Consider the following 25,576-nt stretch of genomic DNA (forward strand, 5'->3'; position numbering starts at 1 on the left):
CTGCCGTTCGGCCCCCCTGGTTTTGGGTCAGCCCTGCCAGGTCCAGTCGGTGACCTCGGGCAGGTCGGTGCCGTGCTCGCGGATCCAGTCGTGGTGGCGGGCACGTCGGTCTGTCATCTCCTGGCGCAGGGTGGCGGCGCGCACGGCCAGGCCGGGGACGCGGTCGATGACGTCCATGACGAGGCGGTAGCGGTCGAGGTCGTTGCGGACCACCATGTCGAAGGGCGTGGTGGTGGTGCCGGACTCCTTGTAGCCGCGCACGTGCAGCTGCGGGTGGACGGCCCGGCGGTAGGCGAGGCGGTGGATCAGCCACGGGTAGCCGTGGTAGGCGAAGATCACCGGCCGGTCGTGGGTGAACAGGGCGTCGAACTCGGCGTCGGGCATCCCGTGCGGGTGTTCCTCCGCGGGCATCAGCCGGGCCAGGTCGACCACGTTGACCACCCGGACGTGGAGGTCGGGCAGGTGTCGGCGGAGCAGGTCGGCAGCCGCGAGGACCTCCTGGGTGGGCACGTCACCGGCGCAGGCGAGGACGACGTCCGGCTCGGTGCCGTCCTCGGTGCCGGCCCATTCCCAGATCCCGGCGCCACGGGCGCAGTGGGCCCGCGCCTCGTCGAGGGTGAGCCAGTCGATGCAGGGCTGCTTGCCGGCGACCACGACGTTGACGTAGTCGCGGCTGCGCAGCACGTGGTCGGCGGTGGCGAGCAGGGTGTTGGCGTCCGGCGGGAAATAGACCCGCACGGCTTCGGGGCTCTTGTTGAGGACGTGGTCGACGAAGCCGGGGTCCTGGTGGGAGAAGCCGTTGTGGTCCTGGCGCCAGACGTGGGAGGTGAGAAGGTAGTTGAGCGAGGCGATCGGTGCGCGCCAGGGCAGGGCGCGGGTGGTGCGCAGCCACTTGATGTGCTGGTTGACCATGGAGTCGACGATGTGGACGAAGGCCTCGTAGCAGGAGAACAGGCCGTGCCGGCCGGTCAGCAGGTAGCCCTCCAGCCAGCCCTGGCAGGTGTGTTCGGAGAGGATCTCCATCACCCGGCCGTCGTGGGCGAGGTGTTCGTCGACGGGCAGGGTGTCGGCCTGCCACGCCTTGCCGGTCGCCCGGTAGACGGCCTGGAGGCGGTTGGAGGCGGTCTCGTCCGGGCCGACCAGGCGGAAGTCCCGGCGCTCGGCGGTGTCCGCCATCAGCTGGGCCAGCAGGTCGCCGAGCACCCGGGTGGGTTCGTGCAGCGTCGCGCCGGGCTTGTCCACGGGTACGGCGTAGCGCTCCAGCGGCGGCATCGGCAGGTCGCGCAGCAGCAGGCCGCCGTTGGCGTGCGGGTTGGCGCCGAGGCGGCGGGTGCCTTCGGGGACGCAGTCGAGGACCTGCGCCGCCGGGCGCCCGAGTTCGTCGAAGAGTTCCTCCGGCCGGTAGGAGCGCAGCCAGTCCTCCAGCTGCCGCAGGTGCGCGGGGTTGTCGCGGACCTGGTCGAGCGGCACCTGGTGGGCGCGCCAGGTGCCCTCGACCGGCAGGCCGTCGACCTCCGCCGGGCCCGTCCAGCCCTTGGGCGTGCGCAGCACGATGAGCGGCCAGTGCGGTCGGCGGGTGCTGCCGCCGGCGCGGGCCTCGTGCTGGATGGCGGCGATCCGGTCCAGGGCGGTGTCCATGGCCTCGGCCATGGCACGGTGGACCGTGAGCGGGTCGTCGCCGACTACGTACAGCGGGGCGTGGCCGTAGCCGCGCAGCAGGGCGTCGAGTTCGGCCTCGGGCAGGCGGGCGAGGACCGTCGGGTTGGCGATCTTGTAGCCGTTGAGGTGGAGGATCGGCAGGACGGCCCCGTCGTGGACGGGGTCGAGGAACTTGTTGCCGTGCCAGGAAGCCGCCAGCGGGCCGGTCTCGGCCTCGCCGTCGCCGATCACGCAGGCGACCAGCAGGCCGGGGTTGTCGAAGGCGGCACCGTAGGCGTGTGAGAGCGCGTAGCCGAGTTCCCCGCCTTCGTGGATGGAGCCGGGCGTCTCGGGGGCGACGTGACTGGGCACGCCGCCGGGGAAGGAGAACCGGCGGAACAGCCGGGCCATGCCGGCCTCGTCGCGGGTGATGTCGGGGTAGGTGTCGGTGTAGCTGCCGTCGAGCCAGGAGTTCGCGAGGACGGCGGGCCCGCCGTGCCCGGGGCCCCAGACGCAGACGGCGTCGAGGTCCCGGGCCTTGATCACACGGTTGAGGTGGGTGTGCACCAGGTTGAGGCCGGGCGAGGTGCCCCAGTGGCCCAGCAGGCGGGGCTTGATGTGCTCGGGACGCAGCGGTTCGCGCAGCAAGGGGTTCGCCATCAGGTAGATCTGGCCGGCCGCAAGGTAGTTGGCGGCCCGCCAGTGGGCATCGAGCGCCCGGACCTCCTCGTCGGACGGTCCAGCGGGAGCCGAACTGGGGGTGATGGGCATGGCTGCGCACTCCTCGGAGTCTGTCGGATTCACCGACCGCCGACGGTCGGCCGACCTTCATCCTTCCCCCTCGGCCGAGGTCCGCGCAGGGCCGAAAAGGCCTCGTTCCACGGGATACCGGGGGCCGGTGGTCCCTGTTGTCCACGACTTCATCCGGACGGCCCCGCACCGCGCTCCGCCCCGGGACGTACGGCCCCGAAGTGGGGACCGCCGGCCCTGCGTCCGGGTGCGTCGCGTGCCACAGGCTGGCTGGCACCTGCACGACCCGTGCAGGCGCGCCGCACGGCGTGGACTCGTGGACGAGTGGGACAGATCATGATCGACAGCGGGCGCGGGACGAAGGCCTACCTGGTCGGCGGCGGCATAGCGGCACTGGCCGCCGCGGCCTTCCTGATCCGCGACGGCGAGTTCCCCGGCGAGAACATCCACGTCCTGGAGCAGCTCCCGCTGGCCGGCGGCTCGCTCGACGGGCGTGGATCCCCGGAACGGGCGTACGTGACCCGGGGCGGGCGGATGCTGGAGGACGAGGCGTACACCTGCCTGTGGAACCTCCTGGAGACGATCCCCACCCTCGACGACGAGAACGTCTCGGTGCGGGACGAGATCATCCGGTTCAACCGGGACTGCCCCACCCGTGCCAGGGCCCGGCTGATCGACCGGGACCACCGCGTCCTCGACGCCGCGCGCCTGGGTCTCGACGCCCAGGACCGGCTGGAGCTGGCCCGGTTGCTGGTCCTGCCGGAGTCGGTGATCGGCGACCGCCGGATCGACCAGTTCTTTTCCGAACACTTCTTCGCCACGAACTTCTGGGCGATGTGGCGCACCACCTTCGCCTTCCAGAACTGGCACAGCGCGATCGAGCTCAAGCGCTACTTCCTGCGCTTCCTCCAGGAGTTCCCGCGCATCCACACCCTGGCGGGCGTGCGCCGCACCCGCCTCAACCAGTACGACTCCATCGTCCGGCCGCTCACCCGGTGGCTGCAGGAGCGCGGTGTGCGCTTCGAGCACGGCGTCACCGTCACCGACGTCGACTTCACCGAGCAGGACGGTATCCGCCGCGCGAAGCGCCTCCACCTGCTCCGCGACGGCCACCGGGAGAGCGTCGAACTCGCCGAGCTCGACCTGGCGTTCATCACGCTCGGCTCGATGACCGCCGACGCTGCCTACGGCGACGACGACACCGTGCCGGAGCTGATCCGGGACAAGCGGGACGGCAACTGGACGCTGTGGGAGACCCTCTCCCGCAAGGCGCCGGACTTCGGCCAGCCGGCGGTCTTCAACGGCAACGTCGGCGAAGCCGCCTGGGAATCCTTCACGTTGACCATGCGAAGCCCCGCGCTGCTCGAGCGCATCGAGGAGTTCAGCGGCAACGCCCCGGGCACCGGCGCGCTGATGACCTTCAAGGACTCGCCCTGGCTGATGTCGATCGTCGTGCCCCGTCAGCCGCACTTCGACGGGCAGCCCAAGGACGTCTTCACCCTCTGGGGCTACGGCCTGTTCATCGACACACCCGGCGAGCACACCGGCACGACGATGGCCGAGTCCACCGGACGGGAGATCCTCGCCGAACTCCTCGGCCAGCTCGGCTTCGACGACATCGCCGACGAGGTCCGCGCCACCACCACCGTCACCACCGTGATGATGCCCTACATCACCAGCCAGTTCGCCCGCCGCTCGGTCCACGACCGGCCCCGGGTGATCCCGCACGGTGCCCGGAACTTCGCCTTCCTCGGCCAGTACGTCGAGATCCCCGAGGACGTCGTCTTCACCGTCGAGTACTCGGTGCGCGGCGCCATGCACGCCGTGTACCGACTGCTCGGCCTCGACAAGCCGATTCCGCCCGTCCACCACGCCCTCTCCGATCCGAAGACGGCGTTCCGGGCGCTGAAGACCGCCTTCGGCCATTCGGGACCTTGGGCCCCGCCTGCGGACCCGGCCGGCCCTGGGATGCAGGATCGCCCTCGGCGAGGCTGATCCCGGGCCTCAGGCGGTTGCGCCAGAGGCGGTCCCGAGCAGCGGAAAGTAGGGCACTGCCATGAGGAAGTTCGTTCTGGCCGGTATCGACGGTTCGGTCGAGAGCACCGCGGCAGCGCAGTGGGCGGCCGACGAAGCGGTGCGCCGCGGCCACGCCCTGCGCCTCGTCCACGCCTGGACCTGGGAGGACGACGTCCACGCCGATCCCGGCCAACCGGCGCAGGTGCGCGCCCTGACCGAGCGCATGCTCGCCGACGCCGCGCGGCAGGTGCGCTCGGCCCACCCGGGGCTGGAGGTGCACACCGGCGTTCTGCCCGGGCACGAGCCGGCCGCGTCCCTGCTCGCTGCCGCGGCCGAATCCGAACTGCTCGCCGTCGGTTCGCTGGGCCTGGGCGGCTTCGAGGGTCTGCTGGTGGGATCGGTCGGTCTGAACGCCGCGGCACGATGCGACGTGCCCGTCGTCCTGGTCCGGGCCGCGCAGACGCAGCAGGCCGACGCCCGCGACGCCGCCGAGGTGGTCGTCGGCGTCGACACCCGTGCCCCGGCGGACGAGGTCATCGACTTCGCATTCCAGGAGGCCGCGGCTCGCGGCACCGTGCTGCGTGCCGTTCACGGCTGGACTCCTCCGGCGGTCTGGGGCTACGCGGGCTGGGTGGCACCGCGGATCGAGACCGAGCAGTTCCGCACCATCGAGGACGAGTTGCTCAGCCAGGCACTCAGCATGTGGCGGGACAAGTACCCGGACGTCGCGGTGGTCGAGGACAGCCGGATCGCCGGCGGCGCCGGCGCGGTGGTGGACGCATCCGGCGACGCCGCACTCGTCGTGGTCGGCCGCCACCGGCGCCGCCACCACCTCGGCCTGCGCCTCGGACCGGTCGCCCACGCGGTGATCCACCACGCACAGGCGCCGGTCGCCGTCATCCCGCACGACTGAAACGGCGCAGGTGCCCTCCGGGATACCGGGCGCAAAGCGATGACGCTCCCATGCCGCGTCCACCCCAGGTGGACGCGGCATCCGGCTTCCGGCCTGCGCTCGACCTGCGCCCGCGCCGGTCAGTGCTCCGCGAAGTGCGTGGGTTCGGCGGGCATCGGCAGAAGTGAACGACCGGCAGACAAGGATCACCCCCGACGCGGCAGCGTGGATCCGCACTCAGCAGTGCGTGTGGAACAACCTCGCGTCCAGAGCGGCACCCAACGCCACGGCCCGCCACCGTGGCTTCGGTGGCGGGCCGTGCGCGCGGATGTCCAGGGCCGCTCCAGGGCGGCCGGAGGGCGGCCCCAACCGCTCCCCCGGGCGCATTACCGGTCCCGGCTGGCCCCCGGCTCGCGCTGGCTATTGCACGGGTGTGATGAGGCCGTAGTGGCCGTCGTAGCGGTGGTACAGGATGTTGCCACGACCGGTCTCGCCGTTCGTGAAGAAGACGAACGGCAGGCCGCTCAGGTCGAGGCGCGAGACTGCGTCGGCGACGGTCAGTTCGGGCACGGCCTTGGTGCTCACCGCGATGCCCGGCTCGGCTTCGGGTGCCGCTCCGGCCGAGACGATCCGGTACGTCCCCGTCGCCCCGTCGTGGTGGACGACGCTGTCGCAGCCCGTCGCCGCGTCGGTGTACAGGTGGAAGTCGTAGTCCATCGCTTCCAGTTCGAACACCGCCGCCCAGGTGGTCTGGCGCGCGAGGCTGTAGCTCTTGTGCCGCACGATGCGGCGCTCCTCGGCATCCAGCACCCGGCGCTGCGGCCTGTGCTCGCGCCCGCTGGCCGCGGGCGGCTCGGCGTGGTGACGGTGGTGCCGCTGGTGGGTCCGGACCCGAGCGATCCTGGCGTTCAGCCGGTCCTGGAGCAGGTCGACGGCTTCCTGCATGGTGGTGGCGGCGACGTGGGCCCGGACGGGCCGGCCGTTGAGGTCGAGCGTGGCCTGGGCGGTCGACGGCTTGGCCACGGCATGGTTGGGCTCCTGGGTGAGCTTCACCCGGACCGCGAGGACCGGCTCGTCGAGGCGTTCGAGCACCGCGAGCAGCTTGGTCCTGGCGTAGTCGGGTGCAGCCAGGGAGACTTCACCGCAGGTCGCCACCAGGACCTCGGCGGCGGGTCGGATCTGCAGACGGGTCATCACCGTTTCCTTTCCGGGTGGTTGTCAGACTGCCGCACGCTGATCGGCCGGGCCGAGGGTCGAAGGTCCCGCCGGCAACGCCTTGGGTCCCTCCCCTGCGGCGCCCGGCAGTGCGCGGACGGTGGTGCCGGTGGTGCCGAGGATCGTGCCCAGTGCGTTGTCGAGGGGGCCGATGGCCGCGAGAGCGCCGGTCCGCTCCGCGAAGGCGGCGGCGGCCTCGGCCTTGGGCCGCATCGACCCTTCCGGCAGGTCCAGTTCGCGCAGCCGGTCGGGTGTGACGCTGACCAGCGGGCCGGGACGAGTGGAGCCGAAGCGGGTGAAGACGTGGGTGACGTCGGTGAGTATCAGCAGCGCGTCGGCGTCGAGCTGTTCGGCGAGCAGCGCCGCGGCCAGGTCCTTGTCAACGACCGCCTCGACACCGTGGACGAGGCCGGTGTCCGGGTTCCGCTTGACCGGGACACCGCCGCCCCCGGCGGCGATCACCACCGAGCCCGTGGCCAGGAGCGCCCGGATGGCCGGGAGTTCGACGATCGCCGTGGGACGGGGTGAGGGAACGACCCGGCGCAGGTGCTCACCGTCCCGCGCGGTGGTCCAGCCGCGCTCGATCTCCATCATCCTGGCCTGGTGGTCGGTGAGTTGCCCGCCGATGAACTTGCCCGGCCGCTGGAAGGCGGGATCGTGGGGGTCGACCTCGGTGTGGGTCACCAGTGCGGTGACGGCGCGGCCCGGCAGTCGGCCCATGAGCTCGCGAGCGAGCAGGGTGCCGATCATGCCCTGGGTCTGGGCTCCGAGGACGTCCAGCGGGTACGGCGCGGTGAGCGCCGGGTCGGCCTCGCTCTCCTGGGCGAGCAGGCCGATCTGCGGCCCGTTGCCGTGGGTGATCACCAACTCGTGCCCGGCGGTGGCGAGTTCGGCGAGCGAGCGGGCGGCGTCGTGGACGTGGTGCTGCTGGACGGCGGCGTCGGGGTGCTCGCCCCGCTGGAGCAGGGCGTTCCCGCCGAGGGCGGCGACGATGCGCATGGTCACTTCCTCCCGAGGGTGGCGACGAGGATCGCCTTGATGGTGTGCATGCGGTTCTCGGCCTGGTCGAAGACCAGCGAGGCCGGCGACTCGAAGACCTCGTCGGTGACTTCGAGGCCGTCGAGCCCGTGCTCGTCGGCGAGTTCGGCGCCGAGGTCGGTGCGGCGGTCGTGCAGGGCGGGCAGGCAGTGCAGAAAGGCGGTGTCCGGGTTGCCGGTCGCCGCCATCGTCTTCGCGTTGACCTGGTACGGCAGCAGCCGGGCGATGCGCTCGGGCCACTGGGCGTGGTCCTCGCCCATCGACACCCACACGTCGGTGTAGAGGTAGTCCGCCCCGCGCACGGCCACCTCGACCTCGTCGGTGAGGGTGATCCGAGCGCCGCTGTCCTGGGCGAGCCGCCGGCACTCGGAGACGAGCAGCGGGTCGGGCCACAGCTCGCGCGGGGCCGCGATGCGCACGTCCATGCCCAGCAGACTCCCCATCGTCAGAAGGGAGTTGGCGGTGTTGTTGCGGGCGTCGCCGAGGTAGCAGAAGGAGATCTCCTCCAGCGGCTTTCCGCTGTGCTCGCGCATGGTGAACACGTCGCACAGGCTCTGGGTGGGGTGGCACTGGTCGGTGAGGCCGTTGTACACGGGGACACCGGCGTGGTCGGCGAGTTCGGTGACGGCGTCCTGCTCGAAGCCGCGGTACTCGATGCCGTCGTACATCCGGCCCAGGACGCAGGCGGTGTCGGCGATGCTCTCCTTGTGGCCGATGTGCGAGCCGTCCGGGCCCAGGTAGGTGGTCATGGCGCCCTGGTCGGCCGCGGCGACCTCGAAGGCGCAGCGGGTCCGGGTGGAGCTCTTCTCGAAGATCAGGGCGATCCTGCGGCCGGTAAGCCGAGGCATCTCGGTGCCGGCGCGCCGGGCGGCCTTCAGCTCGGCGGCGAGGTCGAGCAGGTGGTGGATCTCGGCGGCGGTGAAGTCGAGTTCGCGCAGGTAGTGGCGGCCGCGCAGGTCGATGGTCATGGCTGTTCGCTCCTCGGGTTGGCCGGGTGAGGTGGGTCAGTTGGCGGGGTCGCGCTGGATCGGGCAGCTCATGCAGCGCGGGCCGCCACGGCCGCGGCCGAGCTCGGAGCCCGCGATGGTGACGATCTCGACGCCCTGCTTGCGCAGGTGGGTGTTGGTGGTGGTGTTGCGCTCGTAGCCGACGACGACGCCGGGGGCGAGGGCGAGGAAGTTGCTCCCGTCGTCCCACTGTTCGCGCTCGGCGGCGCGGGCGTCCTGCTCGGCGGACAGGAAGCGGACCTTGTCCAGGTCGAGGGCCTCGGCGAGCGAGGCGGCGAGGTCGGTGTCGGTCCGCACGTCGAAGCCGGCCGGGCGCTCGAGGGCGGGGGTGAGGGTCCACGAGCGCAACTCGTGGGCCAGGCCCGGGTAGAGCGTGAAGGTGTCCCGGTCGATCATCGTCATGACGGTGTCCAGGTGCATGAACGCCCGGCTCCGCGGCAGTTGCACGGCGATCAGCCGGTGCGCGGTGTGGGTCAGGAACAGCTGCTGGGCGAGGGTCTCGACGGCCGCGGCGGTGGTGCGCTCGCCCATTCCGACCATGACGACGCCCGGGGCGATCACGTGGACGTCTCCGCCCTCGATGCTGAGTCCCGGCGCGGTGGTGGTGCCGTCCAGCAGCGGGGGCGCGGTCTCGGCGAACAGCGGGTGGAAGCGGTAGATCGCGACGGTGTGCAGGGTCTCCCGCCGCCGGGCCGGCTTCGCCATCGGATTGAGGCTGTACCGAGCGCCGATCCAACAGGAGTTGTCGCGCGGGAAGAGGTGGTTGGGCAGCGGCGGAAGGGCGAAGTCCTGCTCGCCGACGGTGTTCCACACCAGGCTGTGCGGGTTCTTCAGCGGCAGGTCGTCCTTGAGGACGCCACCGATCAGGTACTCGGCCAGCGTCCGGCCGTCGAGTTCCTCGCACAGCTCGCGCACCGGCTCGACCAGGGCAGGGCCGACAATGGCCGGGGTGACCACCTGCCCCAGCAGCCAGGACCGGGCCGGCGGCAAGTCGAGGGTCTCGGCGAGCAGGTCGGCGTAGTGGTGCACGCGCACGCCGTGATCGCGCAGCACCTGGGCGAAGGCGTCGTGCTCCTCGCGGGCGCGCTTGGCCCACAGGATGTCGTCGAAGAGCAAGTCGTCGACGTTGCGCGGGGTCAGCCGGGACAGCTCCAGGCCCGGACGGTGCAGGATCACCTGACGCAGGCGGCCCGCTTCGGAATCGACACGCAGGGTGGACATCGGTGGTGCTCCTCAGAGTTCAGTGCAGGTGGCGCGGGGTCAGTGCGCGCCGGAGAATGGTCGGCAGGCCGACGGGCCGTACGGTGCGGGCCGCCTTCAACGGCGGCTCGTCGTGGTGGGCCGGCTCGGTGGCGGTGAGCGGGGCGGCGGTGCCGGTGAGAGCCCCCGCCGCAGGCCGGGCGTACGGTCGCTTCAGCCAGATGTAGACCGGGATGCCGAGCAGGACCGTGAACAGGCCGTAGTAGACGGTCTGGTAGCCGCTGCCCTGGATCGACCAGTAGGAGAACGCCAGCGCCAGGGCGGTGACGGTGACGTCCCGCGCAAAGCGGCGCCGATCCAGCTCCTCCCGACCGTGCAGCACCAGCCAGTACAGCTGCGCGGCGGCCGAGACCAGATACGGGATGACAGCGGTGAGCACGCTCAGCAGCACGATCTCGGTGAACACCTGCGTGAACCGCGTGTAGCTGATCACGGTGAGCACCGACGCGAGGACCGTCGCCGAGACGATGCCGAAGGCCGGCACCTCACCACGGCCCCGGGTGCCGGCGAACGCGGACGGGAACAGCCCGTCGCGTGCGGCGGCCATCGGCATCTCCGCGCAGATCATGGTCCAGCCGTTCAGTGCCCCGAGCCCGGAGATGATCGCCGCGACGGCGACCAGGTTCCCGGCCCAGGTGCCGCCCGCGATGTTGTTCATCGCGTCCGTGAACGGCGCGGTGGAGGAGCCGAGTTGGCCGTGCGGGACAGTGCCGAACACGGCCAGGGTGCCGAGCAGGTAGATCGCCGCACAGGCCAGGGTGCCGTAGACGGTCGCCCGGGGCACGTTGCGCTTCGGTTCCCGCACCCGCCCGGCCGCCACCGAGGCGGTCTCCAGGCCGATGTAGCTGAACAGCGCGATCGCCCCGGCCGCCGACACGGCACCCAGCGCCGAACCGCCACTCGCGTTGAAGGCCCCGAAGTTGCCGGACTTCACGAACAACAGGCCGGCCGTCGCCATGAACGCCAGCGGCAGGAACTTCAGCACCGTGGTGACCACCTGGAACGCCCCGATGCTGCGCACACCGGCCAGGTTCACGATCGCGGGCAGCCACAGGCCCAGCAGGGCTATCGCGACCGAAGCCCCGGTGTGATGGCCCTTGTTGACGAACACCTCGACGTAGCCGACCCAGGCCACCACGATGGCCGCGTTCCCGGCCCAGGCCGTGATCCAGTACGACCAGGCGGTCAGGAACCCGGCGAACTCACCGAACGCCTCCCGGGCGTAGACGTACGGCCCGCCGCTGCCGGGTACTCGCTCCGACAGCCGCCCGAAGGTCACCGCCAGCGCCAGCGCCCCGACGGTCACCAGCACGAACGCCACCAGCGCGATCGGCCCGTACGGCGCGAGCGCCGACGGCAGCGCGAACACGCCGGTACCGATGATGCTGCCCACCACCAGCGCCGTCGCCGCGGGCAGCCCGAAGGAGGTATTACGCCCTTGTGGGCCGTCCCCCGACGTGCTCACCGGTGGTCTTCCGCTGTCGTGTACAGACATCAAGAGCTCCTTTGCCAGCTGCTCAACCACGCTGACGGGCCCGGTCTCCGCCGTGGCCCGCTGAGAAGATCCTCGAATCCGCGAGCGGCCGGCCCCATGGGCCAACGGTCCCGCTTCCCGCACCGGCGGTCCCTGTCTTCCCTGTCCGATGGTCCCGACAGCACCGGACCGCCCACCGGCACATGGCGCGTGACGCATTGCCGGATCCGCCCCCTCGGGACCACCGGCCCACCGACGGGTTCCGTCCGGCCCTGGGGTCCCGCGAGGCCCCGCGGGAGATTGGTGCTCGCCGGGCCACGGTCCAGCCCGGCCCTCAACCCGACCCCAAAGGAGCATCCGTGACGACGCGACACGTCCTGGCCGGCCTCGACGGCTCACCGCCGAGCGAGACCGCCGCCATGTGGGCGGCAGCGGAGGCCCAGCGGCTCGGAGCGCCCCTGCGCCTCCTGCACGTCTGGCCCTGGCTGAACGGCGAGAACGCGGACCGGGCCGAGCCCGGCGACCTCAGGCCCGCCGCGCTCGACGCCCTCGCCCGCGTCGCCGACCGAATCCGCCTCGCCCACCCGGAACTGCCGGTAGAGACCGCCGTCAGGCCCGACGACCCGGTCGACGGACTGGTCGCCGAAGCACGGGGACAGGAGATGCTGGTGCTCGGCTCCCGGGGCCTCGGGGGATTCGCCGGCCTGCTCGTCGGATCGGTCTCCCTCGCGGTCGCCGCCCGCGCGACGGTCCCGACGGTCCTCGTCCGCGAGGCAGGGCCCCTCCCTCGCGCGAGCACCGCCGCCGTCGGCGACGTCGTGGTCGGCATCGACTCCGGTGAACCGGGCGAAGCAGTCCTCGAATTCGCCTTCGCGGAGGCGGAGCGCCGCGGCGCCGGGCTGCGCGCCGTCCACGGCTGGGACCCGGCCCCGGCCTGGGCCTTCGGAGGCATGATGCCGCCTCCGGTGGACATCCCTGGCCAGGAGGGTACGAAGGCGGCCCTGCTGTCACAGCACCTCACCCGTCAGTTGGCGAACTATCCGGGCGTGGCCGTCGTCGAGGACGTCCGGCTCGGCGGCGGGGCGAAGGCCGTCCTGGACGCCTCCGCCGGTGCCGAGTTGGTCGTCATCGGTCGACGCGAGCGCCGTCACCACATCGGCATGCTGCTCGGACCCGTCGCACACGCCGTACTCCACCACTCCACCGCCCCGGTGGCGGTCGTCCCCCACCTCTGAAGACCGGCCCGTGCCGGTTGCCACTATCTGCCAGACCGTCCACGAAGGAGGACCGGAGATGAACACCGCGCCCGAGCAAGCCGGCCCGGTGCCGCCCTTCCGCCACCACCTGCGGCAGGCTCTCGGGAAGGGCCGGAATCCGTTGGGTCGCACGATCGACCGCTCACGCAGCCGGGCCCTGGTCCTGGCCGTGCTCGGCATCGGCCTTGCCGTGCTCGGCAGCGCGGGCGCGGCGGCGGCCGACTTCGCCGTTGTCCGGCACCAGGCCTCGGTGACGGCCGCCCGCCTGCACCAGGTCCAGGCGGTCGTGCTGACTCCGGCGCAGCGGGAGGCCGACACCGGCGCCGGCAGGCGGCGGTACGAGGCCGACGCCGTCTGGGTCTACCCCACCGGGCACCGCACCACGGGCAGCGTCCCGGTGCCGGGCGGCACGGCCCCCGGTTCGACCATCGGCATATGGGTCGACGACGTCGGCCGTTCCGTGGCGTCCCCGCTCGGATCGGCCGCCATCGCCGCCAAGGCGGCCTGCCTCGGACTGTTCCTCCTCGGAGGCCTCGGCGTCCTCGTCGTCACCGGACTCGGCATCCGTCTGGACGTCCTGGACCGCCGAGCCGACCGGGCATGGCAACACTCCTGGGCCCAGCTGGAACCCGTGTGGAGCGGCCGCGCCTCACGCGACAACCGGGCGGGCTGACCGCACCCGCCACTCGGAAGGAGACGACCCCGATGTCCGCACAGCCCGTCAGCAGCCGCGATGCCAACGATCCCGTCCACCGGATTCTCCTCGCCGCCGCGTGCGCCGCCCCGTCCATCCACAACACGCAGCCCTGGCGGTTCCGCACCGACGCGCAGGCGGACACCATCGAGGTGTTCTCACACCCGTTGCGGAGGCTGCCGCGCACTGACCCCCAGGGCCGGGCACTGCACCTCTCGGTCGGCGCCGCCCTGTTCAACCTCCGGGTCGCCGCGGTCCATCTGGCTCGGGAACCGGTGGTCCGGCTGCTGCCCGACCCGGGCGTCCCCGACCTGCTGGCCGTCGTCCGTCTCGCCGGTCGGCCCCGGGCCTCGCTGACCCGTAGGCCGGACCTGTACCGAGCCGTCCGGCAGCGCCGCAGCAGCCGCTTCCCGTTCACCCCCGAGCCCGTGCCCTCCGCCGTCCTCGCCGAGGCCACCGAGGCCGCACACCAGGACGGTGCAACGCTGTGGCTGCCGGAACACACCTCCCGGATCCGCCTGCTCGAACTCACAGCGGAGGCGGAACAGCGCAACGGCCTGGCCCCGGAGCGCCTGGCCGAGGGCCTGAACTGGATCGCCGGGCCCGGCGACGACACCGGTGTGCCGCCCCGCGCCCTGGGCACCCTGGACTCTGACGGCCTGTTGCCGATGCGGAACTTCACACCGCAACGCACGGCAGGCCGGCCGAAGGCCAAGTACGAACCCGACCCGCACCTCCTCATGCTCGCCACCCGGAGCGACCACCCCGCCGACTGGCTGCGCGCGGGTCAGGCCCTGCAGCACGCCCTGCTGATCCTCACCCTCCACGGGCTGCGCGCGTCGATGCTCCACCAGGCCCTGGAGTGGCCCGACCTGCGCAGCCGAGTGGCCCGGGCCCTGCCGCAGCGCGGCGCACCCCAGATGCTGCTGCGTGCCGGGTACGGCCCTGTGGGCTTTCCCACCCCGCGCCGCATGCCCGTACCCCCGACGGATCAGCCGGTACCGGAGCCCGCCGCCGCGGTGGCCTGACGGCCGACCCGCACACACGGCGTCCGGACACCCCTCACGATTAGGGCCCTCCGGCCCTATCGGCCCCGCCCGGCGTCCGGCAGACTGCGATGAGATCTGTATGACCTGCCGCTGGGGGCAGACATTGAGCGCGGAGTGGTGATGGCGGACAACGCGGCGGGCGCGGGCGACCCGGTGAAGGTGTTCCTCCTCGACGACCACGAGGTGGTCCGGCGGGGTGTGCACGACCTGCTGGACGCGGAGCCCGGCTTCACGGTGGTCGGCGAGGCCTCCACGGTGGCGCAGGCGCTCACCCGCGTTCCGGCGCTGCGCCCGGACGTCGCGGTCCTGGACATGCGACTGCCCGACGGCGACGGCGTGACGGTCTGCCGCGAACTGCGCTCGCGGATGCCGGAGCTGGCCTGCCTGATCCTCACCTCCTTCGACGACGAGGAGGCCCTGCTCGACTCGATCATGGCCGGTGCCGCCGGGTACGTCCTCAAGCAGATCAGCGGCACCGACCTCGTCTCCGCGGTCCGCACGGTCGCCTCCGGACAGTCCATGCTCGACTCCGGCGCCGCCACCCGGCTGATGGCCCGGCTGCGCGGCGAGGCCGCGACCCAGCAGCCGTCCGATGCCCCGCAGCTCACCGAGCGCGAACGCGAGATCCTCGCCCTGGTCGGCGAGGGCCTGACCAACCGGCAGATCGGCCAGCGGCTCTACCTCGCCGAGAAGACCGTCAAGAACCACATCTCCCGCCTGCTCGCCAAGCTCGGTGTGGAGCGCCGCGTCCAGGCCGCGATCATCGCCACCCAGGTACTGACGGGCCAGGGCCACCTGGCGGCCCGCAGGACCGTCTGAGCGGCACTCGTGCCCGGGCCGAAAGCACCCGGTGTACGGGGACCACCCGGAGGCCTCCCGGGGGACCATCAGCCCCTCGCGGAAGGACATGCCCCCACCGAGCATGGATGTCATGACCGCCGAATTCACACCACTGGACGAGCTGCAATGTCTGAGGCTTCTCAGCGGGACAGCCGTCGGCCGATTGGTCTACACCGTTGGTGCGCTGCCGGCCGTCATGCCGGTCCGTTACCGGATCGCGGCGGACGGCAGCGTCCTGCTCCACGCTCACACCGACTCCGAGATCACCCGAGCCGTCGCCGACGCGATCGTCGCCTTCGAGGCGAGCGAACTCGACGAAGCCGACGGCAGCGGCTGGAGCGTCACCGTCCTCGGGCGGGCGGACGTCACCTCCGACATCGAGGAGGGCCGCACCATTCCGGCCGTCGTGCCCGCCCCCGCGAGAACAGCCGGTAGTGTGACCATCCGGATCCGCCCGGAACTGGTGACCGGGCGTTCCCTGCCCGGCTCACCGGTCTACGAGGCGTGACGAGCCCCGCGAACATCGGCATCCGACTCTCACACCAGCGGAGCCGACCAGGTCAGCCGGGTCCCGCCCTCAGCTGGGACGATCACCTCGAACGCGCCGCCGAGGCCCTCCGCCCGCTCGGCGAGATTGCGCAGGCCGCTGCGCCGCCCCTGCTCAGGGACGCCGACACCGTTGTCCTGCACCGTCAGCACGACCCGCTGCCCGCTGGCGTGCAGCACCACCTCCACCCGGTTCGCCTTCGCATGCCGGGCCGCGTTGCTCAGCGCCTCCCCCAGCACGGCCACGACGTGTTCCGCGACCTCCGCGGGAACATCGGTGTCGAGCAAGCCCTCCATGCTCAGCCTGGGCGGGAAGCCCAGGACAGCCTGCGCCTGTTCGACGGCCCGCACGGCCCTGGCCCGCAATCCCTGCCCGGCCTGCTCCTCGCGCGCTCGGAGCCCGAAGATCGTCGACCGGATGATCTTGATGGTCTCGTCCAGGTCGGCGACCGCACGCAGCACCCGGTCCGACGCACCCGGGTGCTCGATGAACCGGGCCGCGCTCTGCAACGTCATCCCCGTCGCGAAGAGCCGCTGGATGGCCAGGTCGTGCAGGTCCCGGGCGATCCGGTCCCGGTCCTCCAGCATCGCCAGCTGCTCGGCGTCGCGGCGCCGCTCCGCCACCTCCAGGGCCAGTGCCGCCTGGTCGGCGAAGCCCAGCAACGGACCGGTCTCCCGCTCGGTGAACGCCGGCTCACCGACCTCCCTCGCCAGCAGCAGCACGCCCTCGACCGGCCCCTCGGCCGGCCCCAGCGGGACCGCCACTGCCGGGCCGAGCCCCTCGAACCTCCGAGGGCCGGCGGACAGCCGCGGATCAGCGGAAAGGTCGACCGTGGTCGCCGGCGAGCCCTGCGCACACGCCTCCCCCGACAGGGTCCCGTCCAGCGGCACCACCAGGCCCTGCCTGGCAGCCGCGTCACCCCCGAGGGCCAGCTCCACCCGGACCGTGTCGGTACCGGGGACGGGGATCGACACGTCCGCCAGCGCGGCGCCCGTGATCTCCCGCGCCCGCCGCGCGATCAGTTCCATCACGTCCGCGCGGGAACTGCCCGACAGCAGGCCCCGGGTGATCTCCGCGCTCGCGCTCAGCCAGCGCTGCTGCCGCTGTGCCTCCTCGTACAGGCGGGCGTTGTCGATCGCCACCCCCGCAGCGACCGCGAGGGTCGAGAGCACCGACTCGTCGTCGGCGTCGAACTCCTCACCGCCCCGCTTGTCGGTCAGATAGAGGTTGCCGAACACCTCCTCGCGCACCCGCACCGGCACGCCCAGGAAGGTCCGCATCACCGGGTGGTGCACCGGGCAGCCGTGCGAGGCCGGATGGTCCGACAGGTCCGTCAGCCGCAGCGCCTCGGGATTGCGGATCAGCTCGCCGAGGATGCCCCGACCCGTCGGGTACGGGCCGATCTTCGCGATCTCCTCCTCCGACAGCCCCACGGTCAGGAACTCCGACAGTGTCTCGCCGTCCGGCCCGATCACCCCCAGCGCCGCGTACCGCGCGTCCACCAGCACGGCGGCCGCCTCCACGATCCGCCGCAGCACCTGGGTGAGGTCCAGCTCCCGGCCCACCGACAGCACGGCCTCCAGGAGGCTGTGCACCCGGTCCCGGGTACCCCGGGCCGCGTCGATCCGCGCCTGGAGTTCCTCCAACAGCTCATCCAGTCGCAGCTGCGGCATCCGCGACCGCACTCCGTCCCCGCCCACGCAGGCCTCCCTCCGTCCGTCTTGGTTACCGGCCGGTCGATTGTCGCAGAAGCCCACCGCCGCCAGCCGAGGCAGGAACCGCCTCCGACCTGGCGGGACCGCCAGGTCGGCACACACGGCCGGCCACCGGACCGCAACCGCACCCGGCCCGTGGGCAGAAGCCCCGCTGAAACGGGTCCTCGCCGGAAGGTCCCGTGCGCTGTTGGCAGATGTGCCCGTTGGTCCGCCGGAATCGGGACCTACGGGCTCCGGGGCGTACGCGTGGCCGACGCCATGTCCAGCCCGGTGGAGACCGGCCCGGACTGGCTCACCGTGGAACGCTTCCGCACCGAGATCTCCGCGAACCGCCACCACTGCGCACTGGTCCTGGTGGACTTCGACGGCCGGGCCAGCGGCCTGATCACCCGACGGCAGCTCGCCGCGGTTCCGCCCGAGCGCCGGGACGACCTGCGGGTACGGGACGTCATGACCCCGCTCGCCCTGTGCACCACCGCGGAACCGGACGAACCGCTGGCCGCCGTGATCCAGCGTTCCGCCGTCGGAACGGCAGGCCGGATTATCGTCCTCGACTCCGGCGGGCCGACCGGTGTCGTCACCGCACACGACGTCACCCGGCTCCTCCAGCTCCGCCGGCTCGACCTCCCGCAGTCGAGCCCCGTCCAGCAGTGACACGGCCACGAACCGGGGCAGCCGGGTCCCCGCAGTCCGGGTGAGCGCGGAGGCTCCGTGCACGAGCACCTCCGCCTCGCTCGCCGCGCCGGCAACCGCCGCCTGGACGGCTGGCTCCGGTCCGGTCACCCCAGGCTGTGCGAACGGGCACTACCCGAACCGACCACGTCCCCTGGGACCACTGGCCCCAAGACCGGGGCCCATCGGTTCTGCCTCTCTCCACCCGGCAGTTGATTGACTCCGGTACGACACGGGACCGCGCGCCGCTCGAAGGACCGGGCGCGAGGGCCGCGAGACGACGGGGACTCCAGGAGGTTGTGGTGGACGCGACAGCAGAAACGGTCGGGCACAGCGTGGTCCGATCGGTCACCCGCGATCCGCAGGCCCGCACCACGGTGGTGCGACTGCGCGGCGAACTGGACATGCTCACCGCGTCCGAGCTCGTCCCGGAACTGCTGGGACTGGCGGGTGACGGCGACCGGGAGCTGGTGCTGGACCTGTCCGGCGTCAGCTTCTGCGATAGCGCGGGGGTCAGCGTCTTCCTACAGGTGAACCGGCGCCTGACCAAGGGCACCAGGCTGTTCCTGCGCGGTGTCACCCGACAGCCCGCGAAGGTGCTGCGGCTGCTCGGCCTGCACCGGTCCCTGCCGTGCGAGTTCACACAGCCGGCCCGGACCTGACCCCGCCCACGGAACGACCTCCCGGTAGTCGCCGTACGCAACCGCCGAAGGCCCGTCCGGGCAGCTCCCCCGCCTCCTCGACGCGATGACGACGACTTCGGACCGAGCACTCGCGCACCTGACAGCGACGATCGATGTGTCCGACCTCGTGAAGGCCTCGGGAGGTCTCGGGCCCTCGACGCGCCCGCCTCGTCCCGTCCCGTCCCGTCCCGAATGGATTCGACCCCCCGTTCCGGCATCCGCCCCTGTTCCCGGGCGGAGCCTCCGAGCAGCGCGTCGGCTGCGCCTCACTCTCGTGGCCGCCAGTCTGATCGGCACCGGTCTCGCCGGCTGCGCCGCCGGGACATCGGCTGAGAACGGCCGAAAGCGGGGGCGGGCCTGACGGCCGCCACGAGTGTGTCGGCGCGGCGCCGGTAGGAGCAACGTTGGGCGCGCAGGTACCGGCCGCAGGAGCCACTGGGTTTCCTCCCGACCGTCCCAGACCGGGCCGGCAGCCTCACCGTCGGGACGTTGATCTCAGTGGCGGTCGTCGACCTCCCCTCGCGGCTCGGCCGCTTCCACGCCGAGCACCCCGGTGGCGGTGCGCCTGCGTCTGTCGCCGGCCGGATCGGTCGGGCTGGCCAAGGCGCTCCAGGCCGGCGACCTGGACGTCGCCACGCTCTCTGCGGCCAGCCCCCGGCCTCTGACGCGCAGGCCCGAACACCCCGGCGTTGGTCGGCAGGCCGAGCGGTCACTCCGACGCGGTGCCGTGTGATATTTGAGCGCGGGTCTTGGCGCCGGGGGTGCGATACCTGCGCTTCGCTGACCGAACACGAGGAGAAGCCGTGGAAGCGTCCGAGGTCGCCTGGCTCACCCGATACGTGCTGCTGTACATGTCGGCGCCAGAGGCACGAGCCAAGGTCCCGGAACACTTCCCCGCCCACAACGCGTACGCGACTGACTTCCGCAAGCGCCACGCGGGAGAACTGGTGATGATCGGACCGTTCCCCGAGCCGGAAGAAGGCCAAGCCGGCGCCATGTCCATCTTCACCTCGCGCGAGGCCGCGGAGGAGTTCGCGGCCTCGGATCCCTTCGTCGTGAATGGCGTGGTGGAGACCTGGCGGGTACGCACGTGGTTCGTGTCGCCGCAGGGGTAGCGGGCGGTCCGGCTGGAATGAACCGCGTCGCGGCAGACAGCACGATCATTGTGGCCGTGCCTCGACAGCGAGCCACAGGAGTGCGAACTGCGCCCGCTCGAGGGCCGTCAACAAGCACACCCCCTTGTCGGGGCGGCACGGCCACTTCCGGGTCCAGCCGTCAGCGTCAAGTTCGTGCATGGGCGCCCGTTTTCGCCCATGGGCGCTCATCGGCGCTCATGGCGTGCGGCCCCAAGCTGGTCCCCAGGGTTCCGGACCGGCTCCAGTCACGGCGAGTAGCAGCAATCTGGCGGTCCTTCCGGCCTCGGCGGCCGGTGACGGCGTCGTCCATCGATGACCTCGCGGTGTGCCTCGGCGGGACGTGGGAGAGCGCGCTTCCTCGCGACCGGCGGGGCCGCCCCGGCGTCGGTTCCAGGGCGGCCTCCCGGCGGCAGCACGCTTCCGGTGGGCTGTCGCATGAGGACCTTAGCAGTTGCTAACATTGTCAATTGCATGCACGGTCAGGAGGAGGAATGCGTATCTCACCGCAGTGCCGCACGGCGGCGCCGTCCGCTCCGTATCCGGTACGGGCAGTGGTGGTGTGTCGCCTTGTGCCGGGTGGGCGCGGCCCGTGCGGGTGCTGCGGGCGCTCTTCTCTCCGAGCCGTCCCCGCTGGTCGCGAGGGGTGCATGCCCGCTCGCCGCCGCCCCTGGAGTTGTGCCCGGGGGCGGCGGTGAGCATGCAGTGGGAGTTCGCGACGGAGCGCGGCGTGGGCGTGATGACGCTGACCGGTTTCCTCGGTCAGGACGCGACGCACCGTTTCCAGGGGGCGTTCGACTGGGCCGTCGCCCGTTGCTCCGGTCCGCTGGTGATCGACATGGCGGCGCTGAGGGGCTGGAACTGCTCGGGCGAGGACGCGATCCTGGACGCCACCGGCCGCCTGTCGGCCGGCCGCGGCCCGCTGGTGGTGTGCGGCCTCGGGGAACGCGGCGCCCAGGTCCTGACGACGGCCGCCGCCCTGTCCGTGATCCGGGTGTTCCCGGACCTCGATACGGCCGTCGCTGCCCTCGCGGCGTCCTGATCGGCCCGAGCCGCCGAGTCGATCATCTGGTTGCTAAAGTCAACCCTGGAAAGAATGCTGTGTCTGATGGAGACGGTGACGACGTGAACGCCGGAACGCCCACCCCGCCTCGCGTGATGGGCGCGCCGCTGTACCAGTTGAAGGCTGAGTTCTTCAAGACGCTGGGGCATCCCGCGCGGATTCGCGTCCTGGAACTGCTGAGCGAGCGTGAGTACGCCGTCGCCGAGATGCTGCCCGAGGTCGGCATCGAGGCCTCGCACCTGTCCCAGCAGCTCGCCGTCCTGCGCCGTTCCAACCTGGTCGCCACCCGCCGGGAAGGCTCCACCGTCTACTACCGCCTCACCAATCCCCAGGTGGCGGAGCTCCTGCGGGTCGCGCGCACCATCCTCAGCGGCGTCATCAGCGACCAGGCCGAACTCCTCAACGGCCTGCGCGCCGAGCCCGAGCGCCCCGCCAGGAACTGAACCGGCCGCGCCTGCCGTGTGCCCGGCCTCAGACGACCAGTTGCGCGTCGATGCGCCGCACGTGGTGGCGGGCCATGGCGAGGTTCGCCCGGGCGCGGTCGAGGACCAGATAGAGGAACAGCTCCTTCCCGCCGGGCGAGGTGAGCGGGCGCACCAGCTGGTACTGGTGGGTGAGCGTGGTCGGGCTGTCCTCCAGCCTCTCCCCGTGCAGCCCGAGGGCTTCCGCTGCCCGCTGGTGTGCGCGGACGACGTCGGTGGTGCCGGCTGCGGCGAGCTGCAGGTCCAGGCCCGCGGAATCCCCGACCGTACCGAGCGCCATCCCGCTCGTGGAGTCGACCAGGGCCGCACCGAGCGCCCCGTCGATCGCCATCGCGTCCTTGAGCGCGCCGTCGATGCCTGCCATCCGGAAGTCCTCCCGACTGTTTCGCGTCGCGGCCGGCCCTTCGCGCCGACCGCGCACCGAGCGTAGGCAGCCGGCACCGTCTCAACAGCCCGGCGATCGCTACTGATCACAAGAGATCGTCACTGTCGGAATCCATCACATGCGAAACAAGCTATTTGAAAAATTCTTCATGTTCATACATGCTGGCGTGCTGTTGGATCGGCACAAGGTGCGTCCGGTGTCGTGCCGGCGACCGGGGAGGGTGGTCGTGACCGCGGTGTTCGACGAGGAGCTGCGCGAGCAGCTGGCCCAGGCCCGCCAGGCCCTGAACCAAGCCCGCGAGCGCGGGGACGACGACGGCGCCCAGGCGTATGCCGGGCGCGTGGCGGGTCTGCTGCGGATCGCGGCCGACCACGGCATCGATATCCCGCGCACCGCCGAGGAAGCAGAGCAAGGAGAGAACTGAGACATGGCCGTCCCGCTGTACCAGGCGAAGGCGGAGTTCTTCCGCACGCTGGGCCACCCGGTGCGCATCCGGGTTCTGGAGCTGTTGCAGGACGGCCCGCTGCCGGTGCGCGATCTGCTCGCCGCCCTGGACATCGAGGCGTCCAGCCTCTCGCAGCAGCTCGCGGTGCTGCGCCGCACCAACCTGGTCACCGCCGCCCGGGACGGAAACACGGTGGTCTACGCGCTCAGCACGCCGGATGTCGCCGGGCTGCTGCGGGCGGCCCGCCGCATCCTCGGCGAGATGATCACCGACCAGCACCAGCTCCTCGGCGAACTGACCGCGACCACCACCGCGGTCAAGGAGGTCCGGGCATGAGTGCCGCCCACGCCGCCCTCGACCGGGTGCGTTCCGTCCTGCCCAACCGGCAGATCCTGGCCACCATGGGCCGCTCGCCGCGCAAGGACCTGCTCGCCGGCCTCACGGTGGCGATCGTCGCCCTGCCGCTCGCCCTCGGCTTCGGCATATCCTCCGGCGCGGGCGCCGAGGCGGGCCTCGCGACCGCCGTCGTCGCCGGTGCGCTCGCCGCCGTCTTCGGCGGCTCCAACCTCCAGGTGTCCGGACCGACCGGCGCCATGACCGTCGTCCTGGTCCCCATCGTCACCCGCTACGGCACCGACGGCGTGCTCACCGTCGGCCTGCTGGCCGGCGTCATCCTGGTCGCGCTGGCGCTGGTACGGGCCGGCCGCTGGATGGCCTACGTGCCCGTACCGGTCGTGGAGGGCTTCACCGTCGGCATCGCCGGCGTCATCGCGCTCCAGCAGGTGCCCGGCGCCCTCGGAGTGAAGAAGCCCGACGGTGACAACCCCGCCGTCGTCGCTGCCAAGGCCGTCGGCCAGTTCTTCTCCACGCCGCACTGGGCGGCGCTCGGGGTGGCACTCGCGGTGGCGGCCGTGATGCTGATCGGCGTGCGCCGGCGGCCCTCCCTGCCGTTCTCCCTGATCGCCGTCATCACGGCCACCCTCGTCGCACAGCTGGCCGACCTGCCGGTGGCCACCATCGGCCACCTGCCCGCCGGACTGTCCATGCCCTCGCTGGGCTTCCTGGACCTCTCCGCCGTCCCGGCCCTGCTCCCCTCCGCCCTCGCCGTGGCGGCGCTGGCCGCGCTGGAGTCGCTGATGTCGGCGACCGCCGCCGACGCGATGAGCGTCTCGGAGCGCCACGACAGCGACCGCGAGCTTTTCGGCCAGGGCCTGGCCAACCTGGCCGCCCCGCTGTTCGGCGGCGTCGCCGCCACCGGCGCGATCGCTCGCACCGCCGTCAACGTCCGCTCCGGCGCCGCCTCCCGGCTCGCCGCCCTCGTCCACGCCGCCGTCCTCGCGGTGATCGTCTTCGCCGCCGCGCCCCTGGTCGCCGGGATCCCGCTCGCCGCCCTGGCCGGCGTACTGATCGCCACCGCTGTGCGGATGGTCGAGGTCGGCTCACTGCGCGCCCTCGCCCGCACCGGGCGCGGCGAGGCCGCGGTCCTGGCCCTCACCGCCGCCGCCACCCTGGCCTTCGACCTGGTCACCGCCGTCGTCGTCGGCCTGCTCGTCTCCGGCGTCCTGGCGCTCGCCGCCGTCGCCAAGGCGGCACGCGTCGAGCAGGTCCCGCTGTACGCCGACCTTCCCCAGGCCGACCACCACGACGAGGAACAGGCGCTGCTCGCCGAACACATCGTCGCCTACCGCATCGACGGCCCGCTGCTCTTCGCCGCGGCCCACCGCTTCCTGCTGGAACTCACCGAATCCGCCGAGGTCAAGGTCGCGATCCTGCGGATGTCCCGGATCAGCGCGATCGACGCCAGCGGCGCCACCCTCCTCGGCGACGCCATCACCAAGCTCCAGCGCCGCGGCACGCTGGTGCTCGTCTCCGGCATCCGTGCCGAACACCACCGGCCCCTCGACGCCCTCGGCACACTCGACCGGCTCCGCGCGGACGGCCACGTGTTCGCCACCACCCCCGACGCCATCGCCTACGCCCGCAACCACCTGCACGGTCAGACCGAGTCCGCCGATCTCCCCCTCGCCGCAGGAGCAGCCCGTTGACCCGAGCCGAAGCACCATGGTGATCCGCCGATGGCGTGACCGGGGGCGCCGCGATGACCGCGTCCCGCTCCCGGCCGCCCCATCCGGTCGGGACCGGAAGTACCGGATGAGCCTGGCCAGCACCTGGCTCGCCGCCAAAGTGAGCCGCCGCATCACGGTGACCGTCCTCACCGGCTGGGGCGTTCGGCCGAGGACCACCGTCCACGACGCCGCCGTCCTCGCCGTCACCGAACTGGTCACCAACGCCGTCCGGCACGCCCGGTCGCGCTCCCCATTCTTCGAACTGCTGTTGGCCGTCACCAACACTCACGTCGAAGTCGCCGTCCGCGACAGCCACCCGGGCCTGTTCGACCTGCCGCCGCACCAGGGCGCCACGGGCGGTCTCGCCGCCATCGCCGACCTGGCCCGCCACCTGGGTGGAGAACTGACCGTCCAGCCCGACCCCGACGGCGGCAAGACCGTCCTCGTCCACCTCCCGCTCACCCCACCCACCACGACCCCGGAATAACACCACCCTTGCGCTTCACCATCACCTCCTACGACGACCACGGCACTCCCGCCGCCGCGCAGACCGTCGACCTCACCACCCTCAAGACGCTGCTCGCCGAAGCCGCCACCACCGGCCGACGCCTCCACATCCGCCCCCAGCCCCGAGAAGACGGCCACTCCGCACCCGCCCAGGAGCCCCGATGAGCGACAGCACCAGCGACGAGAAGAGCCGCCGCAAGGCCATGCTCATCCGCGCCTCGGTCTACATCCTCGGCACCCACCTGTTCGCCGGCTTCGTCATCCTGCTCTTCGCCCTCGGCAACCGCCACTGAGCCCTTCCGTGCCCGCTGACCACGGAAAACGCCCCACCACGACTGGATATCCTGAACACATGAGCGACAACCTCCCCCCGTGCCCGCAGTGCTCCAGCGAGTACACCTATGAGATGAACGCCCTCATGGTCTGCCCGGAGTGCGGCCACGAGTGGGTGCCCGCCGAGGGCGACTCCGCCGCGTCGGCCGGCGCCGGCGAGCGAGTCATCAAGGACGCGGTCGGCAACGTGCTGAACGACGGCGACACCGTGACGGTCGTCAAGGCGCTCAAGGTCAAGGGCAGCGTCTCCGGCATCAAGGCGGGCACCAAGGTCCGCAACATCCGCCTGGTCGACGGCGTCGACGGCCACGACATCGACTGCCGCATCGAGGGCTTCGGCGCCATGCAACTCAAGTCCAGCGTGGTCAAGAAGGCCTGACCCCGGCCCTGGCCGACCTTTGACGGGAACCGGAAGC

27 protein-coding genes are annotated in these 25,576 nt (G+C 71.9%); 19 read left to right on the top strand and 8 right to left on the bottom strand.

Going from position 1 to position 25,576, the window contains the following annotated elements:
• Positions 1 to 27: 27 nt before the first annotated feature.
• A complete protein-coding gene (locus tag BG452_RS00270) occupies positions 28 to 2,409 on the bottom strand; it encodes a phosphoketolase (protein WP_188302037.1) in 2,382 nt (793 codons plus the stop codon).
• Positions 2,410 to 2,724: 315 nt separating this feature from the next.
• On the opposite strand from BG452_RS00270, the gene BG452_RS00275 reads away from it, so the two are divergent.
• Both BG452_RS00275 and BG452_RS00280 read left to right on the top strand, forming a co-directional pair.
• Positions 2,725 to 4,383, top strand: coding sequence for an oleate hydratase (locus BG452_RS00275; RefSeq protein WP_188302038.1), 1,659 nt, complete (start codon positions 2,725 to 2,727; stop codon positions 4,381 to 4,383).
• 61 nt (positions 4,384 to 4,444) lie between these two features.
• Positions 4,445 to 5,317: a universal stress protein gene (locus tag BG452_RS00280; protein WP_188302039.1), complete on the top strand. Its 873-nt coding sequence runs from the start codon at positions 4,445 to 4,447 to the stop codon at positions 5,315 to 5,317.
• A gap of 399 nt (positions 5,318 to 5,716) precedes the next feature.
• On the opposite strand, the gene BG452_RS00285 is transcribed toward BG452_RS00280, so the two are convergent.
• Genes BG452_RS00285 through BG452_RS00305 form a run of 5 tightly spaced genes read right to left on the bottom strand, consistent with a single transcriptional unit; the run spans position 5,717 to position 11,212 of the window.
• The gene (locus tag BG452_RS00285) at positions 5,717 to 6,490 is read right to left on the bottom strand and encodes an HPF/RaiA family ribosome-associated protein (protein WP_188302040.1); all 774 of its coding nucleotides are present in this window, start codon (positions 6,488 to 6,490) and stop codon (positions 5,717 to 5,719) included.
• A 24-nt stretch (positions 6,491 to 6,514) separates the two neighbouring features.
• Positions 6,515 to 7,510, bottom strand: a complete 996-nt coding sequence (locus tag BG452_RS00290; protein ID WP_188302041.1) for a carbamate kinase — start codon at positions 7,508 to 7,510, stop codon at positions 6,515 to 6,517.
• Between the two features lie 2 nt (positions 7,511 to 7,512).
• A complete protein-coding gene (gene argF / locus BG452_RS00295) occupies positions 7,513 to 8,517 on the bottom strand; it encodes an ornithine carbamoyltransferase (protein WP_188302042.1) in 1,005 nt (334 codons plus the stop codon).
• A gap of 36 nt (positions 8,518 to 8,553) precedes the next feature.
• Positions 8,554 to 9,777 (bottom strand): arginine deiminase, encoded by a 1,224-nt coding sequence (locus BG452_RS00300; protein WP_188302043.1) that lies wholly within the window; start codon positions 9,775 to 9,777, stop codon positions 8,554 to 8,556.
• Between the two features lie 19 nt (positions 9,778 to 9,796).
• A complete protein-coding gene (locus BG452_RS00305) occupies positions 9,797 to 11,212 on the bottom strand; it encodes an amino acid permease (protein ID WP_411292867.1) in 1,416 nt (471 codons plus the stop codon).
• Between the two features lie 437 nt (positions 11,213 to 11,649).
• On the opposite strand from BG452_RS00305, the gene BG452_RS00310 reads away from it, so the two are divergent.
• The 5 genes from BG452_RS00310 (at position 11,650) to BG452_RS00330 (ending at position 15,637) form a co-directional block, all read left to right on the top strand.
• Positions 11,650 to 12,525, top strand: a complete 876-nt coding sequence (locus BG452_RS00310) for a universal stress protein (RefSeq protein WP_188302045.1) — start codon at positions 11,650 to 11,652, stop codon at positions 12,523 to 12,525.
• A 58-nt stretch (positions 12,526 to 12,583) separates the two neighbouring features.
• Entirely contained in the window at positions 12,584 to 13,219 is a 636-nt protein-coding gene (locus BG452_RS00315; RefSeq protein ID WP_188302046.1) for a hypothetical protein, read from the top strand.
• A gap of 32 nt (positions 13,220 to 13,251) precedes the next feature.
• Positions 13,252 to 14,268 (top strand): Acg family FMN-binding oxidoreductase, encoded by a 1,017-nt coding sequence (locus tag BG452_RS00320; protein ID WP_188302047.1) that lies wholly within the window; start codon positions 13,252 to 13,254, stop codon positions 14,266 to 14,268.
• A 141-nt stretch (positions 14,269 to 14,409) separates the two neighbouring features.
• Positions 14,410 to 15,108: a response regulator gene (locus BG452_RS00325; protein WP_188302048.1), complete on the top strand. Its 699-nt coding sequence runs from the start codon at positions 14,410 to 14,412 to the stop codon at positions 15,106 to 15,108.
• Positions 15,109 to 15,220: 112 nt separating this feature from the next.
• Positions 15,221 to 15,637 (top strand): pyridoxamine 5'-phosphate oxidase family protein, encoded by a 417-nt coding sequence (locus tag BG452_RS00330; RefSeq protein ID WP_188302049.1) that lies wholly within the window; start codon positions 15,221 to 15,223, stop codon positions 15,635 to 15,637.
• A gap of 29 nt (positions 15,638 to 15,666) precedes the next feature.
• Here BG452_RS00330 and BG452_RS00335 read toward each other — a convergent pair whose 3' ends face one another.
• On the bottom strand, positions 15,667 to 17,349 hold the full coding sequence (locus BG452_RS00335; protein WP_188302050.1) for a GAF domain-containing protein: 1,683 nt from the start codon (positions 17,347 to 17,349) through the stop codon (positions 15,667 to 15,669).
• Between the two features lie 288 nt (positions 17,350 to 17,637).
• Here BG452_RS00335 and BG452_RS47530 point away from each other — a divergent pair, with 288 nt between their 5' ends.
• From BG452_RS47530 to BG452_RS00360, 5 genes are all read left to right on the top strand, one after another.
• On the top strand, positions 17,638 to 18,045 hold the full coding sequence (locus tag BG452_RS47530; protein WP_188302051.1) for a CBS domain-containing protein: 408 nt from the start codon (positions 17,638 to 17,640) through the stop codon (positions 18,043 to 18,045).
• 320 nt (positions 18,046 to 18,365) lie between these two features.
• The gene (locus tag BG452_RS00345; protein ID WP_188302052.1) at positions 18,366 to 18,725 is read left to right on the top strand and encodes an STAS domain-containing protein; all 360 of its coding nucleotides are present in this window, start codon (positions 18,366 to 18,368) and stop codon (positions 18,723 to 18,725) included.
• A gap of 824 nt (positions 18,726 to 19,549) precedes the next feature.
• On the top strand, positions 19,550 to 19,861 hold the full coding sequence (locus BG452_RS00350; protein WP_317620836.1) for a YciI family protein: 312 nt from the start codon (positions 19,550 to 19,552) through the stop codon (positions 19,859 to 19,861).
• Between the two features lie 718 nt (positions 19,862 to 20,579).
• Entirely contained in the window at positions 20,580 to 20,921 is a 342-nt protein-coding gene (locus tag BG452_RS00355; RefSeq protein WP_188302240.1) for an STAS domain-containing protein, read from the top strand.
• A gap of 116 nt (positions 20,922 to 21,037) precedes the next feature.
• The gene (locus tag BG452_RS00360) at positions 21,038 to 21,385 is read left to right on the top strand and encodes an ArsR/SmtB family transcription factor (protein WP_188302241.1); all 348 of its coding nucleotides are present in this window, start codon (positions 21,038 to 21,040) and stop codon (positions 21,383 to 21,385) included.
• Positions 21,386 to 21,413: 28 nt separating this feature from the next.
• Here BG452_RS00360 and BG452_RS00365 read toward each other — a convergent pair whose 3' ends face one another.
• Positions 21,414 to 21,788, bottom strand: coding sequence for a hypothetical protein (locus tag BG452_RS00365; RefSeq protein ID WP_188302053.1), 375 nt, complete (start codon positions 21,786 to 21,788; stop codon positions 21,414 to 21,416).
• A gap of 139 nt (positions 21,789 to 21,927) precedes the next feature.
• Between BG452_RS00365 and BG452_RS45125 the strand changes: the two genes are divergently transcribed.
• The 7 genes from BG452_RS45125 to BG452_RS00395 all read left to right on the top strand — a co-directional run bounded on the left by BG452_RS45125 (position 21,928) and on the right by BG452_RS00395 (position 25,539).
• Entirely contained in the window at positions 21,928 to 22,233 is a 306-nt protein-coding gene (locus BG452_RS45125) for a hypothetical protein (protein ID WP_223241547.1), read from the top strand.
• Between the two features lie 3 nt (positions 22,234 to 22,236).
• Positions 22,237 to 22,590, top strand: a complete 354-nt coding sequence (locus BG452_RS00375) for an ArsR/SmtB family transcription factor (protein WP_188302054.1) — start codon at positions 22,237 to 22,239, stop codon at positions 22,588 to 22,590.
• Positions 22,587 to 24,299 (top strand): SulP family inorganic anion transporter, encoded by a 1,713-nt coding sequence (locus BG452_RS00380; RefSeq protein ID WP_188302055.1) that lies wholly within the window; start codon positions 22,587 to 22,589, stop codon positions 24,297 to 24,299. Before BG452_RS00375 ends, BG452_RS00380 begins: the two co-directional genes overlap by 4 nt.
• A gap of 106 nt (positions 24,300 to 24,405) precedes the next feature.
• On the top strand, positions 24,406 to 24,807 hold the full coding sequence (locus tag BG452_RS00385; RefSeq protein WP_188302056.1) for an ATP-binding protein: 402 nt from the start codon (positions 24,406 to 24,408) through the stop codon (positions 24,805 to 24,807).
• An 8-nt stretch (positions 24,808 to 24,815) separates the two neighbouring features.
• On the top strand, positions 24,816 to 24,992 hold the full coding sequence (locus tag BG452_RS00390; protein WP_188302057.1) for a hypothetical protein: 177 nt from the start codon (positions 24,816 to 24,818) through the stop codon (positions 24,990 to 24,992).
• Entirely contained in the window at positions 24,989 to 25,120 is a 132-nt protein-coding gene (locus BG452_RS45130; protein WP_223241548.1) for a DUF6126 family protein, read from the top strand. The genes BG452_RS00390 and BG452_RS45130 overlap by 4 nt, the downstream gene beginning before the upstream one ends.
• Before the next feature lie 59 nt (positions 25,121 to 25,179).
• Complete coding sequence (locus BG452_RS00395; protein ID WP_188302058.1) at positions 25,180 to 25,539, top strand: zinc ribbon domain-containing protein YjdM; 360 nt, start codon at positions 25,180 to 25,182, stop codon at positions 25,537 to 25,539.
• Positions 25,540 to 25,576: the final 37 nt, after the last annotated feature.

Origin of the sequence: Streptomyces sp. CBMA123, from assembly GCF_014596465.1 — a bacterium.
Classification (GTDB): Bacteria; Actinomycetota; Actinomycetes; order Streptomycetales; family Streptomycetaceae; genus Kitasatospora.

Bases quoted from the DNA above. Each gene is read 5' to 3' on its own strand.
- BG452_RS00360 (WP_188302241.1), top strand. From the start codon at position 21,038: ATGGGCGCGCCGCTGTACCAGTTGAAGGCTGAGTTCTTCAAGACGCTG.
- BG452_RS00300 (WP_188302043.1), bottom strand. From the start codon at position 9,777: ATGTCCACCCTGCGTGTCGATTCCGAAGCGGGCCGCCTGCGTCAGGTG.
- BG452_RS00355 (WP_188302240.1), top strand. From the start codon at position 20,580: ATGCAGTGGGAGTTCGCGACGGAGCGCGGCGTGGGCGTGATGACGCTG.
- BG452_RS00315 (WP_188302046.1), top strand. From the start codon at position 12,584: ATGAACACCGCGCCCGAGCAAGCCGGCCCGGTGCCGCCCTTCCGCCAC.
- BG452_RS00335 (WP_188302050.1), bottom strand. From the start codon at position 17,349: ATGCCGCAGCTGCGACTGGATGAGCTGTTGGAGGAACTCCAGGCGCGG.
- BG452_RS45125 (WP_223241547.1), top strand. From the start codon at position 21,928: ATGCGAAACAAGCTATTTGAAAAATTCTTCATGTTCATACATGCTGGC.
- BG452_RS00285 (WP_188302040.1), bottom strand. From the start codon at position 6,490: ATGACCCGTCTGCAGATCCGACCCGCCGCCGAGGTCCTGGTGGCGACC.
- BG452_RS00290 (WP_188302041.1), bottom strand. From the start codon at position 7,510: ATGCGCATCGTCGCCGCCCTCGGCGGGAACGCCCTGCTCCAGCGGGGC.
- BG452_RS00280 (WP_188302039.1), top strand. From the start codon at position 4,445: ATGAGGAAGTTCGTTCTGGCCGGTATCGACGGTTCGGTCGAGAGCACC.
- BG452_RS00375 (WP_188302054.1), top strand. From the start codon at position 22,237: ATGGCCGTCCCGCTGTACCAGGCGAAGGCGGAGTTCTTCCGCACGCTG.
- BG452_RS00385 (WP_188302056.1), top strand. From the start codon at position 24,406: ATGAGCCTGGCCAGCACCTGGCTCGCCGCCAAAGTGAGCCGCCGCATC.
- BG452_RS00275 (WP_188302038.1), top strand. From the start codon at position 2,725: ATGATCGACAGCGGGCGCGGGACGAAGGCCTACCTGGTCGGCGGCGGC.
- BG452_RS00395 (WP_188302058.1), top strand. From the start codon at position 25,180: ATGAGCGACAACCTCCCCCCGTGCCCGCAGTGCTCCAGCGAGTACACC.
- BG452_RS00325 (WP_188302048.1), top strand. From the start codon at position 14,410: ATGGCGGACAACGCGGCGGGCGCGGGCGACCCGGTGAAGGTGTTCCTC.
- BG452_RS00330 (WP_188302049.1), top strand. From the start codon at position 15,221: ATGACCGCCGAATTCACACCACTGGACGAGCTGCAATGTCTGAGGCTT.
- BG452_RS45130 (WP_223241548.1), top strand. From the start codon at position 24,989: ATGAGCGACAGCACCAGCGACGAGAAGAGCCGCCGCAAGGCCATGCTC.
- argF (WP_188302042.1), bottom strand. From the start codon at position 8,517: ATGACCATCGACCTGCGCGGCCGCCACTACCTGCGCGAACTCGACTTC.
- BG452_RS00320 (WP_188302047.1), top strand. From the start codon at position 13,252: ATGTCCGCACAGCCCGTCAGCAGCCGCGATGCCAACGATCCCGTCCAC.
- BG452_RS00270 (WP_188302037.1), bottom strand. From the start codon at position 2,409: ATGCCCATCACCCCCAGTTCGGCTCCCGCTGGACCGTCCGACGAGGAG.
- BG452_RS00380 (WP_188302055.1), top strand. From the start codon at position 22,587: ATGAGTGCCGCCCACGCCGCCCTCGACCGGGTGCGTTCCGTCCTGCCC.
- BG452_RS00365 (WP_188302053.1), bottom strand. From the start codon at position 21,788: ATGGCAGGCATCGACGGCGCGCTCAAGGACGCGATGGCGATCGACGGG.